Genomic DNA, 18,988 nt, shown 5'->3' on the forward strand with positions numbered 1-18,988 from the left:
GCAGTCGGTCTATTGTGGACGATGAGAGTGGCTTCCGTCACCATCCCGCAACACGGGGAGCATCTCAATCGACAAACACGTTGGGCACGACGGGGTAACCACGAGAGGGAGAGCGAACACACCGCGATCATGACCGAGGTGAAGGAAGAGAGCGGCGAAAAGAAGTCCGGGCTGTCTCCGGCGCAGGTGGTGGCGTCGGCGCTGGCCGCGGTGACGGCTGCCTTCCTGGGCTCCACGCTGGGCGTCGCGGGGACGGTCATCGGCGCCGGGATCGCGAGCGTGGTCACGACGGTGGGGAGCGAGATCTACCTGCGGTCGCTGCGGCGCACCCGGGCGGCGGCCCGGCGGACGGCCGAGCTGCTGGCGGTGGCGGAGACCCGGCAGCAGACGAACGTGGTCCCGCCGGTGGCGGCGCCGCGGTCGACCCATCCGCTGATCAGGCACCAGCAGCAGAACGGGACGACGCAGCGAAGACCGGCCGCGCAGCTGACGGACGTGCAGCGGACCCGGGTGGTGCACCCGGTCGCGCCGCCGCCGCTGGGCGGCACGACCCGGCGCCTGCCGGTCGCCGGACAGGGCGGCTCGGCGCGTGGTGAACGCACGGTGTTCATCCCGAAGCCGGTGAACCCACCGGCCGCCACCGAGGAGGCGCCGGCATCGGGGAAGAAGCCCTGGTGGAAGACGCGGTGGGCGCTCGCGGCGGCCACCAGCGTCGTGGCGTTCGTGGTCGGCATGCTGGCCATCACCGGTTTCGAGACCGCCACCGGGAGCACCGTGTCCGGCGGGAACGGCACCACGCTGGGCCGGGTGGTCGGCGGATCCGGCGGGGGCACCGAGCAGAAGAAGACCAGCGAGGTCCCCTCCGGAACGCGGAGCTCCACGCCGCACGAGAAGGCGCCGGCCGGCACGAGCAGCAGGCCGACATCGTCGAGCGAGGAGGCGACCGAGGCGCCGGTGACGACCACCCCGAGCGGCAGTGCGCGGCAACAGCCCTCCACGGCCTCGCCGACACAGACGACGGCGCCGGCCAGCCCCTGACCCACGGTCGCAGACCCACGGTCGCAGACCCACGGTCGGGAACGGGCCCTTCGCGAGGTTTCGCGGAGGGCCCGTTCCCGTGTTCGTGCCGGCCAGGGGACGGCTAGGGGAGCTGTGTGCGCAGTGCCCTGGCGGCCGCCTCGGGGTCGTCCGCCTCGGTGATGGCCCGCACCACCACGACCCGGGACGCTCCGGCGGCCAGCACGTCCGGCAGCCGCTCCGCGTCGATGCCGCCGATGGCGAACCACGGCCGCACGGTGCCGAACTGCGCGGCCGCGCGCACCAGGTCGAGTCCCGGCGCGGGGCGGCCCGGCTTGGTCGGTGTCGGCCAGCAGGGACCGGTGCAGAAGTAGTCCGCACCGTCTTCCGCTGCCGCCGCCCGTGCCTGGGTGACGTCGTGCGTGGACAGGCCGATCACCGGCTCGTCGCCGATGATCCGGCGCGCCAGCGGCACCGGCAGGTCGTCCTGGCCCAGGTGCAGCACGTCCGCGTCCACCGCCGCCGCGATGTCCGCCCGGTCGTTCACCGCCAGCAGGGCCCCGTGCCGGGCGCACGCCTCCGCGAGGATCTCCAGCGCGGCGAGCTCCTGGCGGGCCTCCAGCGGCACGTCGTCCCGCTTGTCCCGCAGCTGCACGATGTCCACGCCGCCGGCCAGTGCGGCGTCGGCGAACTCGGCCAGGTCCGGCCGGTCCCCGGTGCACAGGTACAGCCGTGCCGTGTCGAGTCGCTTCCGGATCTGGTCCCCGCTGAGCCCTGGCATGGCCTGAACCCTATCTCGCGGGTTAGGGTGTGGGTGTCCGCACGGGAGCCCGGGCCACGGGCTGAGAGGGAGCTGGGAGCGCTCCGACCGTGGAACCTGATCCGGATCATGCCGGCGCAGGGAGCGTGATTCTGATGAGCAAGCACCACGTGACCGTCGTGGGCGGCGGTGTCATCGGCCTGTCCGTGGCCTGGCGCGCCGCGGCGGCCGGCCAGCGCGTCACCGTCGTCGACCCCGCACCCGGCCGCGGTGCGTCCTGGGTGGCCGGCGGGATGCTGGCCCCCGTCACCGAGGCTTGGCCCGGCGAGGAGGAGTCGCTCGCCCTCGGCGAGGAGTCGCTGCGCCGCTGGCCGGACTTCGCGCAAGCGCTTGCGCGCGACGGTGGTGATCCCGGCCTGTCCTTCGCGGGGACGGTCGTCGTCGCCCTCGATCGCGCGGACGCCGACCAGCTGGACATCGTGGCCGGCTACCTGCGCTCGGTCGGCCGCGACGTGGAGCAGGTCACCGGCCGCCGGTTGCGCGCGCTCGAACCCGGGCTAGCCGCCGTGCGGGGCGGCCTGCTCGTGCCCGGCGACCTGGCCGTCGACAACCGCCGCCTGCTGAGCTCGCTCCAGGCCGCCGCGGCCGCCCGCGGCGCGGAGTTCGCCAGCGACGAGGCCACCGGGGTGGAACCGGGCCTCGTCCGGACGGCGCACGGCGACCTGCGCTGCGATGTCGTGGTGATCGCGGCCGGCGCCCACAGCGCGCGGCTCCACCCGCTGCTGGCGCGCGGCGTCCGGCCGCTGAAGGGCGAGATCCTCCGGCTGCGTGCGCGCCGCACCAGCCTGCCACCGCCTGCGCGCACCGTCCGCGCCGTCGTCGAGGGGCGGCCGGTGTACCTCGTGCCGCGGGCGGACGGCGAACTCGTCCTCGGCGCGACCCAGTACGAGGCCGGGTTCGACGAGACCGTCACCGCCCGCGGTGTGCGCGAGCTGCTGGAGGGTGCCGAGCGGATCTTCCCCGGCATCGACGAGTACGAGCTGGTCGAGACCGCCGCCGGGCTGCGCGCGGCCAGCGTCGACACGCTCCCGTTCATCGGGGACCTGGGGGACGGCGTCCTCGCCGCCACCGGTCACCACCGCAACGGACTGCTCATGGCGCCGGTGACCGCCGACGCCGTGGTGGCGTGGCTGGCCGGGGAGAAACCGCCGCAGGAGGCGCTGGCGGCGGACCCGGCCCGGCTGGAACCAGGAGGAGTTTGATGGAAGTGCAGGTCAACGGCGAGTGGCGGGCGTTCCCCGACGGCTCGACGGTCGCCGACGTGATGACGGCGATCGACGCGCCCGACCGCGGTGTTGCGGTCGCGCTCGACGGCGAGGTGGTGCGGCGCGGCACCTGGGCCCAGCAGGTCGTGCCGGCCGGGGCGCGTCTGGAGATCCTGACGGCGGTGCAAGGTGGGTGAGGTCATGTTCGACGGCGACCAGCTCGTGATCGGTGAGCACAAGCTCTCCTCGCGGCTGATCATCGGAACCGGCGGCGCGGTGAACCTGTCCGTGCTGGAACGCGCGCTGGTCGCGTCGGGGACGGAACTGACGACCGTCGCGATGCGCCGCGCCGACGCCCAGGGCGGCTCGGGTGTGCTGGATCTGCTGCGCCGCCTCGGCATCCGGCTCCTGCCGAACACCGCGGGCTGCCGCAACGCGGCCGAGGCGGTGCTCACCGCCCGGCTGGCCCGTGAGGCGCTGGAGACCGACCTGATCAAGCTCGAGGTGCAGGCCGACGACCGCACGCTGCTGCCCGACCCGGTCGAGACGCTCGACGCGGCCGAGCAGCTCGTCGCGGACGGGTTCACCGTGTTCGCCTACACCAACGACGACCCGGTGCTCGCCCTGCGGCTGGAGGAGGCGGGCTGCGCCGCGGTGATGCCGCTGGGTGCCCCGATCGGCACCGGGCTGGGCATCCGCAACCCGCACAACATCGAACTGATCGTGGCCCGCGCCGGGGTGCCGATCATCCTCGACGCGGGGATCGGCACCGCCTCCGACGCGGCGCTGGCGATGGAGCTCGGCTGTGACGCGGTGCTGCTGGCCACGGCCGTCACGCGGGCACAGGACCCCGAACGCATGGCGTACGCGATGCGGTCGGCGGTGACCGCCGGGCGGCTGGCGCGGCAGGCGGGGCGCATCCCGCAGCGGTTCTGGGCGCACGCGTCGAGCCCGCCGCGCTGAGAACCCGGACTTCACCTCGGCTTGCCGTGACGAGCCCGTATGGTTTACCGCACCCCGCACGGTCCGCGAGGCGAAGGAGCTCGAGAGTGGTTGAGTCAACCGAGGATGTCGCTGGACGGTTGTTCCTCGCCGTCGGCCGGCTGTCCCGGTCACTGCGGCAGGCCGGCACGCCCGGTCCCGGCCACGGCTCCATTTCCGCGCTGTCCACCCTGGTCGTTCTCGGACCGATGCGGCTGGGTGACCTGGCGGCGAAGGAGGGGGTGGCGGCCGCGACGATGTCGCGGATCGTCGCGTCGCTGGTGGACGCGGGCTGGGCGAGCCGCGAGCCCGATCCGGTCGACCGCCGGGCGTGGCTGGCCACGGCCACGCCGGCGGGCGAGCGCATGCTGCTCGATCTGCGCTCCACCCGGGTGCACGAGCTGCAGAAACGCATCGACCGCCTGTCGCCGGAGCACCAGGCCGCGCTCGGCCAGGCGCTGCCGGCGCTGGAGGCGCTGCTGGCGGGCGAGGAAGCCTGACGCTCGGCGGCCGAGCTCGGTCAGCGGTCCTCGGGGGCGAGGCGCCAGAAGGCGGACACCGGGCCGACCTTCGCGCCCATCGGGTAGGAGTTGGCGACCGCGTTGCTGACGAACCACTTCCCGAACCGCGCGGCCTCCGGCACCGGCATGCCCCGCGCCAGACCCGCGGTCAGCGCGGACGCCATCGCGTCCCCGGCGCCGTGCGTGTGCGGTGTGGAGAACCGCGGCCCGGGCAGTTCGACGAACGACCGCCCGTCGTAGAGCAGGTCGACGCACTCCGGGTCGCTCGTCAGGTGCCCGCTCTTGACCAGCACGTACTTCGGGCCGAGTTCCTTCAGCGCGACCGCCGCGTCGTGCATGCCGGCGCGGTCGGTCACCTCGAGCCCGGTGAGCAGGCGCACCTCGTCGAGGTTCGGCGTGATCACCGCGGCACGCGGCAGCAGCAGCTCCCGCAGCGCGGCCAGCCCGGCCGCGTCGAACAGCGGGTGCCCGTGCATCGACGCGGCCACCGGGTCGACCACGAACGGGACCCTGGTGTCCCGGCCGATCTCCGCCCGGTCACACGCGGCCGCGACCGCCTCGATGATCTCCGCCGAGGCGAGCATGCCGGTTTTCGCCGCCTGCATGCCCATGTCGGCGGCAACGGCCTCGATCTGCCCGGCCACGATCCGGGCCGGGATGTCGGCCCGGTCGTGCACGCCGAGGGTGTTCTGCACGGTCACCGCGGTCACCGCGACCAGGCCGTGCACCCCGCAGGTCAGGAACGTGCGCAGGTCCGCCTGCAGCCCCGCCGCGCCACCGGAGTCGGATCCGGCGATGGTCAGGGCGGCAGGCGGACTCGCGTGGTGGCTCATGCCCCCAGTGTCGCAAACGGGCCGATCAGGCGAGCCGCCAGAACGGCGACACCGGCCCGACGCCCTCGCCCAGCGGGTACGCCTCCGCCACGCACCGCTCGATGAACCGCTTGCCCTCGTCGACCGCGTCCGGCACGCCCAGTCCCTTGGCGAGGAACGCGGTGATCGACGAGGCGAGCGTGTCGCCACCGCCGTGCGTGTGCGGCGTGTCGATGCGGCGCGCGGACAGCTCGATGTACTGCACCCCGTCGGACAGCAGGTCCACGCACTCCGGGTCGTCGTAGAGGTGCCCGCCCTTGACGAGCACCCACATCGGACCCAGGGCCAGCAGCGCCCGCGCGGCCTCGCGCTGGCTGTCCCGGTCGGTGACCTCGACCCCGGTGAGCAGCCGGACCTCGTCCAGGTTCGGCGTCACCAGGGTCGCGCGCGGGAACAGCTCCGTGCGGATGGCCTCCAGCGCCTCCTCGCGCAGCAGCGCGTCCCCGTGCATCGAGGCCGCCACCGGGTCCACCACGAACGGAACGCTCGCGTTCCGTCCGATGTGGACCTCGTCGAGGGTCTTGGCGACCGCGGTGATGATTTCCGCCGTGGCCAGCATGCCGGTCTTCGCGGCGTCCACACCCATGTCCCCGGCGACGGCCCGGATCTGCGCCGACACCACGTCCGGCGGGATCTCGGTGAAGCCCTGCACACCCAGCGAGTTCTGCACCGTGACCGCCGTGACGGCGGTCATCCCGTGCACGCCGCAGGCGAAGAACGTGCGCAGGTCGGCCTGGATGCCCGCGCCACCGCCGGAATCGCTTCCGGCGATGGTCAGCGCGGTCTTCGGGGTGGCGGTCATCAGGGCTGGACCACCGGGAGGTACACCTGTTTGCCGCTCTCGGCGAACTCCGCCGACTTCTCCTGCATCCCGGCCTCGATCGCATCCACCGTGGACAGACCGTGCTCCTCGGCGTACTTGCGCACGTCCTGGGTGATCCGCATGGAGCAGAACTTCGGGCCGCACATCGAGCAGAAGTGCGCGGTCTTCGCGGGCTCCGCGGGCAGGGTCTCGTCGTGGTAGGCGCGCGCGGTGTCCGGATCGAGCGAGAGGTTGAACTGGTCGGTCCAGCGGAACTCGAACCGGGCCTTGGACAGCTCGTCGTCCCACTCCTGCGCGTACGCGTGGCCCTTCGCCAGGTCCGCGGCGTGCGCCGCGATCTTGTACGCGATCACCCCGGCCTTCACGTCGTCGCGGTCGGGCAGGCCCAGGTGCTCCTTGGGGGTGACGTAACACAGCATCGCCGTGCCGTACCAGCCGATCTGCGCGGCGCCGATGGCCGAGGTGATGTGGTCGTATGCCGGTGCGATGTCCGTCGTGAGTGGACCGAGCGTGTAGAACGGCGCTTCACCGCAGAGCCGTTCCTCCAGCTCCACGTTCTCCTTGATCTTGTGCATCGGCACGTGGCCGGGCCCCTCGATCATCACCTGCACGTCGTGGGCGCGGGCGATGTGCGTCAGCTCGCCGAGCGTCTCCAGCTCCGCGAACTGGGCGCGGTCGTTGGCGTCGGCGATCGAACCCGGGCGCAGCCCGTCACCGAGGGAGAAGGTGACGTCGTAGGCCCGCAGGATCTCGCACAGCTCCTCGAAGTGCGTGTAGAGGAACGATTCCCGGTGGTGCGCGAGGCACCAGGCGGCCATGATCGAGCCGCCGCGGGAGACGATTCCGGTGACGCGGTTCGCGGTCAGCGGGACGTAACGCAGCAGCACGCCGGCGTGCACGGTCATGTAGTCCACGCCCTGCTCGCACTGCTCGATCACGGTGTCCCGGTACACCTCCCAGGACAGCTTCGCCGGATCACCGTCGACCTTCTCCAGCGCCTGGTAGATGGGCACGGTGCCGACCGGCACGGGGGAGTTGCGCAGGATCCATTCGCGTGTTTCGTGGATCCGCTTGCCGGTGGACAGGTCCATGATCGTGTCGGCGCCCCACCGGGTCGCCCACACCATCTTGTCCACTTCCTCCTCGACCGACGACCACACGGCCGAGTTGCCCATGTTCGCGTTGACCTTCACCAGGAAGTTCTTCCCGATGATCATCGGCTCGCTCTCCGGGTGCTTCCGGTTCGCCGGGATCACCGCGCGGCCGGCGGCCACCTCGTCGCGCACGAACTCGGGGCTCACGCGCTCGCGCGCCGCGACGAACTCCATCTCCCGGGTGATGACGCCGGCCTTGGCGAAGCCCAGCTGGGTGTTGTGCTCGCGGCCGTCCAGCCAGCCGGAACGGGTCCGGAAGAGTCCATTGTGGACGTCGATGGTGACGTCCGGGTCGGTGTACGGGCCGGAGGTGTCGTAGACGTCGAAGTGGCCGCCGTTGCTCAAATCGATGCGGCGCACCGGGACGCGAAGCCCGTTCTCGGTGTGGTGGTAGACCTTGCGGGAACCGGTGATCGGCCCGGTGGTCACGGTCGGCGCGACGTTCTTGCCGTTTTCCAGCGTCGTCACTGGCGAAGTCACTCCCTACGCCGGCATTACCCGGTCAGGTTCGGCGGTCGGCGGCGCCGGGTCCCAACGGACACCAGCCGCCCTCTCAGCCCGCCAAGGCGCGAGCTCCCGCGTTGTTCGGTTGTCGGTCCGACCATGCCACGACGCGCTCCAGACCTCAAGAGCGCGATGGTGAGACCGCTCACCCGGGCTGGAGCTTCGCACCGGTGTCAGACCTCAGGTTCGCGATCATGCGAACCATGGCCGCGCTGATCGCGCTGGGTGCCTGCCTCTTCGTGGTGGTCACGGCGGAGACGCTCGTGATCGGACTGCTGCCCGCGCTGTCGGCTGACCTGCGGGCGCCGGTGCCCTCGGCCGGGCTGCTCGTGGCCGGGTACGCGCTCACGGTGACCGCCGGCGGGCCGCTGGTGACCGCCGCGACGCTGCGAGTGCCGCGCAAGGCGGCGCTGCTGGGGCTGGTCGCGGTGTTCGCGGCGGGCAACGCGCTCGCGGCGACGGCGGACGGGTTCGGGGTGCTCCTGGCGGCGCGGGTGGTCACCGCCCTGACCCACAGCACGTTCGTCGCGATCGCGCTCGTCCTGGCAGCGTCGATGGTCCACCCGTCGCGGCGCGGATGGGCCATTGCCTTCGTGTCGACCGGGCTGAACCTCGCGACCGTGCTCGGCGCGCCACTGGGCACCCTCGTGGGGGAGGCGTACGGGTGGCGGACGTCGTTCTGGTCGCTGGCGGTCGTGGCGCTGGTGGCGATGGCCGCGGTCGCGCTGCTGGTGCCGGCCGTCCGGACCGAGCAACCGCCGCGGCTCGGGCCGGAGCTGCGGGCCCTGGCCACGCGGCAGGTGCTCGTGCTGCTGGCGGTGACGCTGGTGGCGGAGACCGGCTTCTTCGTCGCCTACACGTACCTGTCGCCGGTGCTCGGCCGCATTCTCCCGCCCGGCGCGGTGGTCGTGCTGCTGGTGGTGTTCGGGGCCGGGGCGCTGTGCGGGAACCTGGCCGGCGGGCGGCTCGCGGACCGGTGGCCGTGGGGTTCGCTGCGGGTGCTGATCGCGGGGCTGGCGGCGGCGCTGGTGTTGTTCGCGGCGATCGGCTGGGCGCGAGCCGGTGCGGTGGTGGGGGTGTTCGTGCTGGGTGCGGTGGCGTTCGCGCTGGTCCCCGTGCTGCAGACGCGCGTGGTGGTGGCCGCCGCCGGGGCGCCGACGCTGGCGGTCGCGGTCTATACGTCGATCTTCAACCTGGGGATCAGCGCGGGAGCCTGGTTGGGCGGGCTCGCGTTGTCGGCCGGGGCGCCCCTGGGCGCGTTGCCGCTGCTGGGAGCGGTCGGCGTGCTCGGCGGGCTGGCCGTGTCAGCTCTCCACCGCCATCGCCACGCCGAACGCCACGAACAAGCCGCCTGAGGTCTTCTCCAGCCGCCGCCGGACGGTGGCGGTGCGCAGCCAGCGCCCGACGCGGGTGAGCGCGAGGGCGAGCGCGGTGTACCAGACGGTGTCGGTGAGCATCCAGACGAGGACGAGGAGCAGCAGCGGCAGCGGGCCCGCGGCGTGGGCGGGGACGAACTGCGGGAGGAACGAGATCGCGAAGATCCCGGCCTTCGGGTTGGTGACGTTGATCAGGAAGCCGGCCCGGAACCCGGCGCCCGGGCTGGGCTCGTCCACCGGGACGTGGCGGCGGAGGTCGGGCTCGGCAAGCACGTCGACGACGTCGTCGGCCTGATCCGCGGGGCGGGTCTCACCGATGCCCGCGGTGCAGCCCAACGGAACGCCCTCGGAGATCTGGGAACTGCCCACGGGGCACGACTGCATGATCACGCTGCCCGCGGAGCCGAGCGAGCCGCTGCTGACGCTCGCCTGAGGGCCGCGGGCTGACGGGCCGGACCGCGGTTGACCACGGAAAACGCCCTTCCAGGCTGCAGTTCTGATGATGGATGCCGCTGTTCCTGGGAAGCCGAGCGAGGAGGTGGGGCAGATGAGCAGCGCCGTGACCAGCTACGGCTGGGAGTGGGAAGCCCTGCTGCGTACCTGGCAGGAGCTCGACGTGCCGGAAGGGTGGCGTGCGGAGATCACCGAGGGGGGAGTGACGATGACGCCGCCGCCCGGCAACGGGCACAACAAGATCGCGAACAAGGCCCATCGCGCCCGCACGGATCGCGTCGAGAAGCTCTGGGCCTACGCGAAGGCGCCGGTTCCGCTCTACCTCCTGATCGAACACTACCGCGAACCGAAACCGTCCGTCACGCTCTTCACCGACCCGGTCGACGGGCACTACCGTCGCTCCGAGCAGGTGGCCTTCGGCGAGCAGATCCGGCTGCCCGCGCCGTTCGGCCTGGTGCTGGACACCGCCGCCTTCTAGTTCACCAGCTCGCTCGGCGTCGCGAACACGTCCACCATCGCGCCGTTGCGCAGCACGGTGATCGCCAGGCGGGTGCCGATCACCTCGGCGAACAGCTGCCGCTGGATGTCCTGCGCGTCCGTGATCCGCGCACGCCCCACGGTCAGCACCAGGTCGCCCGGCCGCAGCCCGGCGCGCTCGGCGGGCCCGCCGCGCACCACCTCGACGATCCGCAGCCCGGCCCGCTGCCCGGTGTGCTCGGCGACGTCGTCCGGCAGCGGCGCCGGGACCCCGACCACGCCGAGGTAGGCCCGTCGCACCCGGCCCTCCACCGTGAGCGTGTCGATGATCCGCCGGGTGGTGTCGTTGATCGGCACCGCGAGGCCAAGCCCGAAGCCCGCGACCGCGGTGTTGACCCCCACCACCCGGCCGGCCGAATCCGCGAGCGCCCCGCCCGAGTTGCCCGGGTTCAGGGCCGCGTCCGTCTGGATCACGTTCTCGATCACCCGTCCGGCGCTGCGCGTGCGCACCGGCAGCGACCGGCCCAGTGCGCTGACCACACCGGCCGTCACCGACCCGGCCAGCCCCAGCGGACTCCCGATCGCGACCACCAGCTGACCCACGACCAGCTTGTCCGCGTCGCCCAGGCGCGCGGCGGGCGGCGCCTCGGACGCGCGCAGCACGGCCAGATCGGACAGCGGGTCCGCACCCACCACCGTGAACCGGGTCTCCGTACCGTCGGCGTAGGTCGCGACGCCGTGCGCACCGCTTCCCACCACGTGCGCGTTCGTCACCAGGTGACCGTCGTCGGCGAACACGACCGCCGATCCGCTGCCGCGGGCCAGCCGCACGCTCGCGACGTGCGGGGTCACTTCGGCGGCCACCGAGCTCACCGAGCGCGAGTAGGCATCGAGGGCATCGGCGTCATCCACCGCCACCACCGCCACCCTGCAATCACCCGGGCAATTACACCGTTACACCTGTAACCAGTGTGCGCTCGCAGCCCGCGGAAACCCGCCCCGTTCACCGAGGGCGAAAGCTCACTCCGCGCCGGGCAGCCAGGACAGGCCGGGAGTACCCCACTTGTTGCGCTTGAGCATCCGCTTCGCGTCCCGCGCGTGGCGCCCGACCAGCCGGTCGAGGTAGAGGTAGCCGTCCAGGTGGTCGGTCTCGTGCTGCAGGCAGCGCGCGAAGTACCCGGTGCCCTCGACCTCGATCGGGTTGCCGTCCAGGTCTGCGCCGCTGACCTTCGCCCACTTCGCCCGCCCCGTCGGGTACGACTCGCCGGGCGCCGACAGGCAGCCCTCCCAGTCGTCGTCCGGGTCGGGCATGGACTCCGGGATCTCGGAGGTCTCCAGCTTCGGGTTGACCACCAGGCCCTTGTGCCGCACGCCCTCGTCGTCCGGGCAGTCGTAGACGAAGACGCGCAGGTCGACGCCGATCTGGTTGGCCGCGAGCCCCACGCCTTCGGCGGCGTACATCGTCTCGAACATGTCGTCGGTGAGGGTGCGCAGCTCGTCGTCGAACTTCTCCACCTCGCGGGTGGGCTGGTGCAGCACCGGGTCGCCGGCGATCCGGATCGGGTGGATGGTCACAGTCCGCGATCGTACCCAGCGCACGACCCGTGACGCGCCGGGCCGTGATCCCACAACCGCACCCTCGACCCGTGGTTGAATGGCGCCCGCGGGATGACAACCGTGTGATTTGCGAGTTGAGGAGTCAGATGGACGCCGCGGAGTCGATGGCGGAGGGCGACCGGCCGTCGCCCGGGCCCACCGGCGACGAGGGCGGGCTCACGCCCCGCGAGCTGAAGATGCTGGCGTTCGAACGCCAGTGGTGGCGCTACGCGGGCGCCAAGGAGCAGGCCGTCCGCGAGGAGTTCGGCCTCTCGCCCACCCGGTACTACCAGCTGCTCAACCAGCTCCTCGACAAAGAGGAAGCGATGCGCGCCGACCCGATGCTCGTCAAGCGGCTGCGCCGGATGCGCAGCACGCGGCAGCGCAAGCGGGTCGCCCGGCGACTGGGGATCGAAGCGCTATGAACTTTCTGCAGGGTCTGTCCCGCCCGCTGCGCCTGACCGGTGTGGTGCTGATCGGGGTCGCTCTGGTGGCGGTCGTGATCGGCGGAATCACCGCGCTGAACGGCGGCGAGAACAGCGACCAGGCCGCGGCGCCGAGCTCCACCGCCGGCGGCGGCGCGCCGTCGCCGGCGCCGACCACCGCGCCGAGCTCCGCCGAACCGCCGGCGTCGAGCCCGGCGCCGCCGCCGCCGTCGTCGGAGGTGGCCCCGCCTGGCCAGCCGACGGACACGGCGGCCCCGGGCGGCCCCGGTGGTGCGCCGGGCCAGCCGGGCGGCACGTCCGGGACGCCCGGCCAGAACCAGGGCGGGACGGCCGCCGACCAGACCGCCGGCAAGTGGGTGCCGGTGCGCGTCTACAACAACAGCACCATCCACGGGCTCGCCGCCCGCGCGGCCGACGACCTGAAGGCCAACGGCTGGAACGTCGTCGAGTCCGGCAACTACCCGTACGGCGTCATCCCGACGACCACGGTGTACTACACGCCGGGCACGGATGAGGAGACCGCGGCGCGCTCGATGGCCGTGGCGTTCGGCATGAAGGTCGAACCGCGCTTCGAGGGCATCCGGGACGCGAGCCCGGGCGTCATCGTCATCGTGACGAACGACTACAAGGGCTCCCAGGTCAAGGGCTCCTGACCGACCCTCAGGCCCGGTTCGCCGCGTAGGCCTCCAGCGCGGCGAGCTGTGCCGGGTCGAGCGACGGGCGCACGGTCTCGCGCGCCTTCTCCAGGTGGGCCGCGGTGACCTCCGCGGCGTCCAGCGACTCACGCATCGCCGTCAACGCGGCCTCCCGGATCAGGGCCGCGCAGTCGGCCGCCGAGTAGCCGGCCAGGGTGCCGGCGATGGCGGTCAGGTCCACATCGGACGCCAGTGGCGTGTGCCGGGCCGTGGCGCGCAGGATCTCGGCCCGCGCCGGCGCGTCCGGCGGCGGCACGTACACCAGGCGCTCCAGCCGCCCGGGGCGCAGCAGGGCCGGGTCGACGAGCTCGGGCCGGTTGGTCGCGCCGAGCACGACCACGTCCCGCATCGGCTCGACCCCGTCCAGCTCCGTCAGCAGCGCGGCCACCACCCGGTCGGACACGCCCGAGTCGCCCGACTGCCCGCGGCGCGGCGCGAGCGCGTCGATCTCGTCGAGGAACACCAGCGAGGGCGCCGCGTCGGCGGCCTTGCGGAACAGCTCGCGCACCGCGCGTTCGGACTCGCCGACCCACTTGTCCAGCAGCTCCGCGCCCTTGACCACGAACACGTTCAACGCGCCCGCGCCGGCCAGCGCCCGGACCAGGAAAGTCTTGCCGCCACCCGGCGGCCCGTACAGCAGCACACCGCGCGGCGGCGCGATCCCGAGCCGCGCGAACGAGTCCGGGTACCGCAGCGGCCACAGCACCGCCTCGGTCAGCGACTGCTTGACCTCGGTCATGTCGCCGACGTCGTCCAGCGTCAGCCCGCCGGTCGCCAGGCTGTCCGAAGTGGACATGGAGATCGGGCGGACGGACTGCAACGCGTCCAGCAGGTCCTGCTGGGCGATCCGCGGTTCGGTCACGTCCCGCTGCCGCAGGGCGGCGCGGACCGCGGCGTCCCTTCGCAGCGCGAGCAGGTCCGCGGCCACGAAACCCGGGGTGCGCTCCGCGATCACCCCTAGGTCCACAGTGGGGTCGAGCGGTACGTCCCGCAGCAGCACGCGCAGCAGTTCGATGCGTACCCGGACGTCCGGCTGTGGGATCGCCAGCTCGCGGTCGAGCAGATCGGCGGCGCGCAGGCGCGGATCGCACGCCTCGGGGCGGGCCGTGGTCGCGACGACGGCGAGCTCCGGCCGGGTCAGCGCGCCGCGCAGCTCGTCCAGCACCACGGTGGCCACGGGCGGTGGCTGGGCCGCCGGGAGGAGCGTGTCGACGTCGGTGATCAACAGGACCGCGGGCCCGCCCGACCCGGCCCGGTCGATCGCGTCGCGGAGCCGGGTGGCGATCGCGTTCGGCTCCAGCACGGCGATCGACGGTGCGGCCAGCACGACCACCCGGAGGTTCTCCGCCGCGGCGACCGACCGCACCAGAGTCGTCTTGCCGACTCCTTCGGCGCCGGACAGCAGCACGCCGAGCCGCGCCGAGGTGCCCAGCCGGGACAGCAGGTCGGGGCGGCGGAAGGTGAGGTCGACCCACTCGGCGAGCGTGCGTGCCTGGTCCTGTGCGCCGCACAGGTCGCTGACCGGCGGGGCCGGCTCGTCCGGCTCCGGCGCCACCGCGGCCGCCACCCGCGGGGCGGGCGCTGCGGGTGCGGCGGGCGCGGCGGTGTGCGCGCCATCCCGCCAGTCGACCACAGTGGACGGTCCAATCACGACCGGGCCGGCCGGTTCGGTCGCGGTGACGGTGAGCAGTTCGGTGGTCCAGCCCGCGCCGATCGCACGGGACAGCTGGCCGCGCACCGAGGTGACGTCCGAGCCGGGCGCGGGCGCCAGGTCCTGCGGCAGCAGCGACACCGCGTCGCCGACCGTCAGCACCTTCCCGGTGAGCGCGAGCCGCAGCGTGTTCGGCGAGAGCGATGCGCTGGCCAGGCGGGATCCGGCGACGATGACCGAGCGGGCCTGCGTGACGTCCGCCGGGGCGACGACGACCTCCGAGCCCTCCGTCACGCCGAGGTTGGACAGCGTCACGTCGTCGGCGTACACCACGCCGGGCGTCCCGCTCGCGTCTGCGGGTGCGGCGAGCGCGGCACTCACCCGGGCGCCGGTCAGGTGCACCGCGTCCCAGGCGCGCAGACCCAGCGCGTCGAGCACCTCGGGGTGCAGGCGCACGATGCCGCGCCGGGTGTCCAGGGCGGACGGCGTGTGCCGGATGGTCAACGTGATCTGGGGCGCGCGCACGCCCTCACTCTAGGGCGAGCGCGGCCGGGATGGCGGCGAAGGTGCGGTCGACGAGGACCGGCAGCTGTGCCCGGTCGCCGGACGGGCTCCACCCGGCGAGCGCCACGTTCCACGCCACCACCGCGATCTCGACGAGCAGCCGCAGCTCCAGCGTGGGCGGGCCGGGCAGCAGCCGGATCATCTCCTCCTCGACCTCGGCGCAGTACCGCAGCGAATGGGCGTGCAGCGCCGGGTGCGCGTCGATCAGCCGGACGGTCGGCAGGAACTGCCGGTACCAGTGGTCGTCCATCCGGTCGATCGCGGTCAGCAGCGCGTCCTTGATGCCGCCGAGCAGTGGTCCGGACGGCGGGCGCTCGGCCAGCACCTGGAGGACGGTGTCCCACAGCTGCTTGACGGCGGCCAGCGCCACGTCCTCCTTGGACGTGAAGTTGCGGAAGAAGGTCCGTTTGGAGACCTCCACCGCCTCGACCAGTTCGTCCAGCGTCGTGGAGTCGAAACCGCGCTCGGTGAACATCGCGACCGCGGTCTCCGCGAGCGCCTGGCGCGTGCGCAGCTTCTTCCGCTCGCGCAGGGGGAGCGGGTGCCCGGTCGTCGGCATGGCTGTCATCGCCACGAGTGTAGTTGATGCCGCTTGTAAGCAAATGCCACTCGGTGGCACAATGGCCGAAAGACACTCAGGAGGAGAGAACATGCGTGCACTGGTCGTCGACCACTCGGTGGAGTCCCACCTGCGGCTGGCCGAGGTCCCCGATCCCGTGCCGGAGCCGGACGAGGCGCTGGTGCGGGTCGAGGCGGTATCACTCAACTTCGGCGAGACCCACGGCGTGAGCTCGCCGGAGATGCCCGAGGGGGTCGTGCCCGGCTGGGACGCGACCGGCGTGGTCGTCCGGGCGGCGGCCGACGGATCCGGTCCCGCGGCCGGTACCCGCGTGGTCACCCTGGCGCACAGTGGCGCCTGGGCCGAGCTGCGGGCGGTGCCGACCGCGATGATCGGCACCGTGCCGCCCGGCGCGGACGGCGGTGCCATCAGCACGATCCCGGTGGCCGCGCTGACCGCGGTGCGCGTTCTGCGCCGGTTCGGGCAGACCCTCGGCCGGCGCATCATGATCACCGGTGCGTCCGGCGGTGTCGGCCGTTACGCCGTCCAGCTCGCCGCCAGGGCGGGCGCCGAAGTGGTCGCCGTCAGCGGGGATCCGGCCCAGGCCGACGTGCTCCGGGCGCTCGGCGCCCACGAGGTGATCAAGCACCCGGCCGAGGCGAGCCGTCCGGTGCACGGCGTGCTGGACAACGTGGAGGGCGAGCAGATGGTCGCCGCGTTCCAGGCGCTGCACGCCGGTGGGCAGCTGGTCGGTGTCGGGCGCGCCACCGGCGAGGACGTGGTCTTCCCGTTCGGCACGTTCCTCGCCACCGAGGGGCGCCACAACCGGTCGATCAGCACGTTCTACCTGCTCGCGGAGCCCAGGGAGGACTTCGCCGAGGACCTCACCTGGCTCGCCGGCGAGGTGGCCGACGGCCGACTCGACCCGGGCATCACCTGGCGCGGTGACTGGTCCCGGCACGCCGAGGCGACCGCGGCCCTGCTCGGCCGCCGGCTGCGGGGCAAGGCCGTCCTGGAGATCAGCTGACGCGGGACCCCCACCGGTCGAGGTAGGTGATCTCCTCGACCGGTGGCCGCGCCGCGGGCCGGAACTCCTGCTGGGTCGTGTAGGCCACCGGCAGCAGCGCGATCTGCGTGTACCCCTCCGGGATGCCCAGGGCGCGCGCGACTTCCTCCTCGTGGCCGTACAGGTGGTAGCCGGTGATCGTGCTGCCCAGCCCGCGGGCGCGCAGCGCGAGCTGGAAACTCCAGATCGCCGGGTAGATCGAGCCGTAGAACCCGGTCAGCTCGGCGTTGCCGCCCTCCGGCCGCCCGGCCACGCACACGAGGACGAGCGCCGGGACGCGGTGCAGGTTGTCCTTCAGGAACCGCGCCGAGGCGAGCGAGCGCGGCGCGACCAGGTGGCCGTACTCGCGCTGCGCGGCCTCGGCCACCTGCCGGACCCGGTCGGCGACGCGGGCCTTCAGCTCGGGGTCGCGCACCAGGAGCCAGCGGATCGCGTCCTGCCGGTTGCCGGCGGTCGGGGCCTGCATCGCGATGCGCAGGCACTCGATGAGCACCCCGTCCTCGACCGGCCGGTCCAGGTCCAGCTTGCGCCGTACCGAGCGGGTGGTGGTCAGTACCGTGTCCGCGTCCATCTGCCGTCCTCTCTGGGACTTACGCTGTAAGTACTTACATGTAAGCCATGTCGTTGACACGCGAGAAGGTGCTCGACGCCGCGTTGCGGCTGGTCGGGGAGAACGGCCTGGGCGGCTTGTCGATGCGCAAGCTCGCCGCCGAGCTGGGCGTGGAGGCGATGTCGCTCTACAACCACGTCGCCGGCAAGCAGGATCTGCTGGACGGGGTCGCGGCCCGGGTGTTCGAGCAGGTGGCGTTACCCGACCCGGGGTTGCCCTGGGACGAGCGGCTGCGGGCGCTCGGACTGAACGCCTTCGAGACGCTCAACCGCCACCCGGCCGTCGTCCGCGCCCTCACCGCCGAGCAGGCCAACCCGCTGTCCGAGGGTGCGGTCCGGCTCATGGACGCGATCGTCGGCGCGCTGCTGGACGCCGGGCTCGACGAAGACCACGCCGCGCGCGCCTACCGTTCGCTGATCGGGATGGTGTTCGGCGCGGTGCTCGTCGGCGCGGGCGGGCTGGCGGCCGAGCGCGCGGAGCCGGTCATGGAATGGTTCCGCCGCACGGTCACGCCGCGGCAGCACCCGAGCCTGCACCGGGTCATGCCCGCCATGGCCGCCATCGACTGCGTCCAGGACTTCACCTACCAGCTCGACCTGCTGATCAACGGCCTGCGCTAGCCGGATCGACGGCCGGTCGCGGTCAGCGGTTGCGCTGGCGCAGGCCGATGCGGCGCCAGCTCCGCCGCCGCGAGCGGTCCTGGCCCTCCGCCGGGTACGTGCGCACGCCGCGCACCACGTGGTCGTGCGTGCGGCGCACGTTCAGCCGCTGGTTGCCGGCCACCCGCGGGAACCGCGGCCGCCGCAGCCGCAGCCGGCTGGTGCTGCGCCGGATCGCCCGGCGCTCGCGCAGCGGCACGCCCCAGGCCTCCGGGTGGTTGGCCAGCCAGTGGTAGCGCCGGAGGGCGTAGGGGATGTGGGCCAGGTAGAGCAGCAACGCGGTGGCCAGCGCGACCAGCGGGTACTGGATGACCGCCGCCGCGGCGAGGCCCACCCCGACCAGCAGCGGCGCGGCCGCCTTCGCCGGCACCCGGACCGACTTCAGCGACAGCGTCGGCAGCCTGCTGATCAGCAGCAGCGCGATCGCCACCGTCCACACGTAGACGACCGGCGCACTGGACCACCAGCCGTCGCCGAACTCCAGCGTGAGGATCACCGGCATCAGCGCGCACAGGCCGCCCGCGGGCGCCGGTACGCCGACGAAGAACTCCTTCGCGTACGGCGGTTGTTCCACGTCCAGCAGCGTGTTGAACCGGGCCAGCCGCAGCACCATGCACACCGCGAAGGTCAGCGCGACGATCCAGCCGGCGCCGGAGCTGTCCCCGGCCCAGATGTAGAGCACCAGTGCCGGTGCGACACCGAAGGAGATGGCGTCGGACAGCGAGTCCAGCTCGGCGCCCATCTTCGACGTCGCGTCGAGCAGGCGGGCGATCCGGCCGTCCAGGCTGTCCAGCACGGCGGCGACGCCGATCGCGCCGATCGCCAGCACGAGCTGCCCCTTGAGCGCGAACTGCGCGGCGGACAGGCCCGCGCACAGCGCGAGCACCGTGATCGCGTTGGGCAGCAGCCGCACCGTCGGTGTCATCACCCGGACCATGA

At 72.8% G+C, this 18,988-nt stretch carries 22 protein-coding genes and 1 riboswitch; of the genes, 11 read left to right on the plus strand and 11 right to left on the minus strand.

Going from position 1 to position 18,988, the window contains the following annotated elements; all coding sequences use genetic code 11:
• The first annotated feature begins 129 nt into the window (after window positions 1-129).
• On the plus strand, window positions 130-1,038 hold the full coding sequence (locus FHX45_RS18905) for a hypothetical protein (protein WP_167103616.1): 909 nt from the start codon (window positions 130-132) through the stop codon (window positions 1,036-1,038).
• Between the two features lie 103 nt (window positions 1,039-1,141).
• Here the strand turns inward: FHX45_RS18905 and thiE are convergent, their stop codons facing one another.
• On the minus strand, window positions 1,142-1,798 hold the full coding sequence (gene thiE, locus FHX45_RS18910) for a thiamine phosphate synthase (protein WP_167103619.1): 657 nt from the start codon (window positions 1,796-1,798) through the stop codon (window positions 1,142-1,144).
• Between the two features lie 31 nt (window positions 1,799-1,829).
• Window positions 1,830-1,938, plus strand: a riboswitch (TPP riboswitch).
• Between thiE and thiO the strand changes: the two genes are divergently transcribed.
• The 4 genes from thiO (at window position 1,933) to FHX45_RS18930 (ending at window position 4,523) form a co-directional block, all read left to right on the plus strand.
• Window positions 1,933-3,039, plus strand: coding sequence for a glycine oxidase ThiO (gene thiO, locus FHX45_RS18915; RefSeq protein WP_167103622.1), 1,107 nt, complete (start codon window positions 1,933-1,935; stop codon window positions 3,037-3,039). Its footprint overlaps the riboswitch before it by 6 nt.
• Window positions 3,039-3,239, plus strand: coding sequence for a sulfur carrier protein ThiS (thiS, locus tag FHX45_RS18920; protein ID WP_167103625.1), 201 nt, complete (start codon window positions 3,039-3,041; stop codon window positions 3,237-3,239). The genes thiO and thiS overlap by 1 nt, the downstream gene beginning before the upstream one ends.
• A 4-nt stretch (window positions 3,240-3,243) precedes the next feature.
• Window positions 3,244-4,005, plus strand: coding sequence for a thiazole synthase (gene thiG / locus FHX45_RS18925; protein WP_167103628.1), 762 nt, complete (start codon window positions 3,244-3,246; stop codon window positions 4,003-4,005).
• A gap of 86 nt (window positions 4,006-4,091) precedes the next feature.
• A complete protein-coding gene (locus FHX45_RS18930) occupies window positions 4,092-4,523 on the plus strand; it encodes a MarR family transcriptional regulator (protein ID WP_167103631.1) in 432 nt (143 codons plus the stop codon).
• Window positions 4,524-4,543: 20 nt separating this feature from the next.
• On the opposite strand, the gene thiD (FHX45_RS18935) is transcribed toward FHX45_RS18930, so the two are convergent.
• From thiD (FHX45_RS18935) to thiC, 3 genes are read right to left on the minus strand one after another with little or no spacing between them, the layout of a single operon-like run.
• A complete protein-coding gene (gene thiD, locus FHX45_RS18935) occupies window positions 4,544-5,377 on the minus strand; it encodes a bifunctional hydroxymethylpyrimidine kinase/phosphomethylpyrimidine kinase (RefSeq protein WP_167103634.1) in 834 nt (277 codons plus the stop codon).
• 25 nt (window positions 5,378-5,402) lie between these two features.
• Window positions 5,403-6,218 carry a bifunctional hydroxymethylpyrimidine kinase/phosphomethylpyrimidine kinase gene (gene thiD / locus FHX45_RS18940; protein ID WP_167103637.1) on the minus strand — a complete coding sequence of 272 codons (816 nt, stop codon included), beginning with the start codon at window positions 6,216-6,218 and terminating at the stop codon, window positions 5,403-5,405.
• A complete protein-coding gene (thiC, locus tag FHX45_RS18945) occupies window positions 6,218-7,861 on the minus strand; it encodes a phosphomethylpyrimidine synthase ThiC (RefSeq protein ID WP_341771522.1) in 1,644 nt (547 codons plus the stop codon). The genes thiD (FHX45_RS18940) and thiC overlap by 1 nt, the downstream gene beginning before the upstream one ends.
• A gap of 230 nt (window positions 7,862-8,091) precedes the next feature.
• On the opposite strand from thiC, the gene FHX45_RS18950 reads away from it, so the two are divergent.
• Window positions 8,092-9,252 carry an MFS transporter gene (locus FHX45_RS18950; protein WP_208405998.1) on the plus strand — a complete coding sequence of 387 codons (1,161 nt, stop codon included), beginning with the start codon at window positions 8,092-8,094 and terminating at the stop codon, window positions 9,250-9,252.
• On the opposite strand, the gene FHX45_RS18955 is transcribed toward FHX45_RS18950, so the two are convergent.
• Entirely contained in the window at window positions 9,202-9,642 is a 441-nt protein-coding gene (locus FHX45_RS18955; RefSeq protein ID WP_341771523.1) for a LysE family translocator, read from the minus strand. The two genes, FHX45_RS18950 and FHX45_RS18955, sit on opposite strands and share 51 nt — an antisense overlap.
• A 178-nt stretch (window positions 9,643-9,820) precedes the next feature.
• Here FHX45_RS18955 and FHX45_RS18960 point away from each other — a divergent pair, with 178 nt between their 5' ends.
• Window positions 9,821-10,204 carry a Uma2 family endonuclease gene (locus FHX45_RS18960; RefSeq protein WP_167103643.1) on the plus strand — a complete coding sequence of 128 codons (384 nt, stop codon included), beginning with the start codon at window positions 9,821-9,823 and terminating at the stop codon, window positions 10,202-10,204.
• Here FHX45_RS18960 and FHX45_RS18965 read toward each other — a convergent pair.
• On the minus strand, window positions 10,201-11,115 hold the full coding sequence (locus tag FHX45_RS18965; protein ID WP_167109186.1) for a trypsin-like peptidase domain-containing protein: 915 nt from the start codon (window positions 11,113-11,115) through the stop codon (window positions 10,201-10,203). The genes FHX45_RS18960 and FHX45_RS18965 overlap by 4 nt on opposite strands.
• Before the next feature lie 108 nt (window positions 11,116-11,223).
• Complete coding sequence (locus tag FHX45_RS18970) at window positions 11,224-11,778, minus strand: peptide deformylase (RefSeq protein ID WP_167103646.1); 555 nt, start codon at window positions 11,776-11,778, stop codon at window positions 11,224-11,226.
• 128 nt (window positions 11,779-11,906) lie between these two features.
• Here FHX45_RS18970 and FHX45_RS18975 point away from each other — a divergent pair, with 128 nt between their 5' ends.
• Window positions 11,907-12,224, plus strand: a complete 318-nt coding sequence (locus tag FHX45_RS18975) for a DUF3263 domain-containing protein (RefSeq protein ID WP_167103649.1) — start codon at window positions 11,907-11,909, stop codon at window positions 12,222-12,224.
• A complete protein-coding gene (locus tag FHX45_RS18980) occupies window positions 12,221-12,898 on the plus strand; it encodes a LytR C-terminal domain-containing protein (protein WP_167103652.1) in 678 nt (225 codons plus the stop codon). Before FHX45_RS18975 ends, FHX45_RS18980 begins: the two co-directional genes overlap by 4 nt.
• A gap of 7 nt (window positions 12,899-12,905) precedes the next feature.
• On the opposite strand, the gene FHX45_RS18985 is transcribed toward FHX45_RS18980, so the two are convergent.
• Window positions 12,906-15,116 carry an AAA family ATPase gene (locus FHX45_RS18985; protein ID WP_167103655.1) on the minus strand — a complete coding sequence of 737 codons (2,211 nt, stop codon included), beginning with the start codon at window positions 15,114-15,116 and terminating at the stop codon, window positions 12,906-12,908.
• A gap of 4 nt (window positions 15,117-15,120) precedes the next feature.
• On the minus strand, window positions 15,121-15,723 hold the full coding sequence (locus FHX45_RS18990; protein WP_243869132.1) for a TetR/AcrR family transcriptional regulator: 603 nt from the start codon (window positions 15,721-15,723) through the stop codon (window positions 15,121-15,123).
• 82 nt (window positions 15,724-15,805) lie between these two features.
• Between FHX45_RS18990 and FHX45_RS18995 the strand changes: the two genes are divergently transcribed.
• Window positions 15,806-16,741 carry a zinc-binding dehydrogenase gene (locus FHX45_RS18995; RefSeq protein ID WP_167103658.1) on the plus strand — a complete coding sequence of 312 codons (936 nt, stop codon included), beginning with the start codon at window positions 15,806-15,808 and terminating at the stop codon, window positions 16,739-16,741.
• Here the strand turns inward: FHX45_RS18995 and FHX45_RS19000 are convergent.
• Window positions 16,734-17,351, minus strand: coding sequence for a nitroreductase family protein (locus FHX45_RS19000; RefSeq protein ID WP_167103661.1), 618 nt, complete (start codon window positions 17,349-17,351; stop codon window positions 16,734-16,736). The genes FHX45_RS18995 and FHX45_RS19000 overlap by 8 nt on opposite strands.
• Window positions 17,352-17,398: 47 nt before the next feature.
• Between FHX45_RS19000 and FHX45_RS19005 the strand changes: the two genes are divergently transcribed.
• Window positions 17,399-18,010 (plus strand): TetR/AcrR family transcriptional regulator, encoded by a 612-nt coding sequence (locus FHX45_RS19005; RefSeq protein ID WP_167103664.1) that lies wholly within the window; start codon window positions 17,399-17,401, stop codon window positions 18,008-18,010.
• Between the two features lie 22 nt (window positions 18,011-18,032).
• Here FHX45_RS19005 and pssA read toward each other — a convergent pair whose 3' ends face one another.
• A complete protein-coding gene (gene pssA, locus FHX45_RS19010) occupies window positions 18,033-18,986 on the minus strand; it encodes a CDP-diacylglycerol--serine O-phosphatidyltransferase (RefSeq protein ID WP_167103667.1) in 954 nt (317 codons plus the stop codon).
• Between the last annotated feature and the right edge of the window lie 2 nt (window positions 18,987-18,988).

It is taken from the genome of Amycolatopsis granulosa, assembly GCF_011758745.1.
Lineage (GTDB): Bacteria > Actinomycetota > Actinomycetes > Mycobacteriales > Pseudonocardiaceae > Amycolatopsis_E > Amycolatopsis_E granulosa.

What these genes read in the sequence shown, in the direction of transcription:
- thiD (WP_167103637.1), bottom strand. Translation starts at nt 6,218, where the DNA reads ATGACCGCCACCCCGAAGACCGCGCTGACCATCGCCGGAAGCGATTCC.
- thiS (WP_167103625.1), top strand. Translation starts at nt 3,039, where the DNA reads ATGGAAGTGCAGGTCAACGGCGAGTGGCGGGCGTTCCCCGACGGCTCG.
- thiD (WP_167103634.1), bottom strand. Translation starts at nt 5,377, where the DNA reads ATGAGCCACCACGCGAGTCCGCCTGCCGCCCTGACCATCGCCGGATCC.
- FHX45_RS18975 (WP_167103649.1), top strand. Translation starts at nt 11,907, where the DNA reads ATGGACGCCGCGGAGTCGATGGCGGAGGGCGACCGGCCGTCGCCCGGG.
- FHX45_RS18995 (WP_167103658.1), top strand. Translation starts at nt 15,806, where the DNA reads ATGCGTGCACTGGTCGTCGACCACTCGGTGGAGTCCCACCTGCGGCTG.
- FHX45_RS19000 (WP_167103661.1), bottom strand. Translation starts at nt 17,351, where the DNA reads ATGGACGCGGACACGGTACTGACCACCACCCGCTCGGTACGGCGCAAG.
- thiE (WP_167103619.1), bottom strand. Translation starts at nt 1,798, where the DNA reads ATGCCAGGGCTCAGCGGGGACCAGATCCGGAAGCGACTCGACACGGCA.
- FHX45_RS18905 (WP_167103616.1), top strand. Translation starts at nt 130, where the DNA reads ATGACCGAGGTGAAGGAAGAGAGCGGCGAAAAGAAGTCCGGGCTGTCT.
- pssA (WP_167103667.1), bottom strand. Translation starts at nt 18,986, where the DNA reads ATGGTCCGGGTGATGACACCGACGGTGCGGCTGCTGCCCAACGCGATC.
- thiG (WP_167103628.1), top strand. Translation starts at nt 3,244, where the DNA reads ATGTTCGACGGCGACCAGCTCGTGATCGGTGAGCACAAGCTCTCCTCG.
- FHX45_RS18960 (WP_167103643.1), top strand. Translation starts at nt 9,821, where the DNA reads ATGAGCAGCGCCGTGACCAGCTACGGCTGGGAGTGGGAAGCCCTGCTG.
- FHX45_RS18980 (WP_167103652.1), top strand. Translation starts at nt 12,221, where the DNA reads ATGAACTTTCTGCAGGGTCTGTCCCGCCCGCTGCGCCTGACCGGTGTG.
- FHX45_RS18990 (WP_243869132.1), bottom strand. Translation starts at nt 15,723, where the DNA reads ATGACAGCCATGCCGACGACCGGGCACCCGCTCCCCCTGCGCGAGCGG.
- FHX45_RS19005 (WP_167103664.1), top strand. Translation starts at nt 17,399, where the DNA reads ATGTCGTTGACACGCGAGAAGGTGCTCGACGCCGCGTTGCGGCTGGTC.
- FHX45_RS18950 (WP_208405998.1), top strand. Translation starts at nt 8,092, where the DNA reads ATGCGAACCATGGCCGCGCTGATCGCGCTGGGTGCCTGCCTCTTCGTG.
- thiO (WP_167103622.1), top strand. Translation starts at nt 1,933, where the DNA reads ATGAGCAAGCACCACGTGACCGTCGTGGGCGGCGGTGTCATCGGCCTG.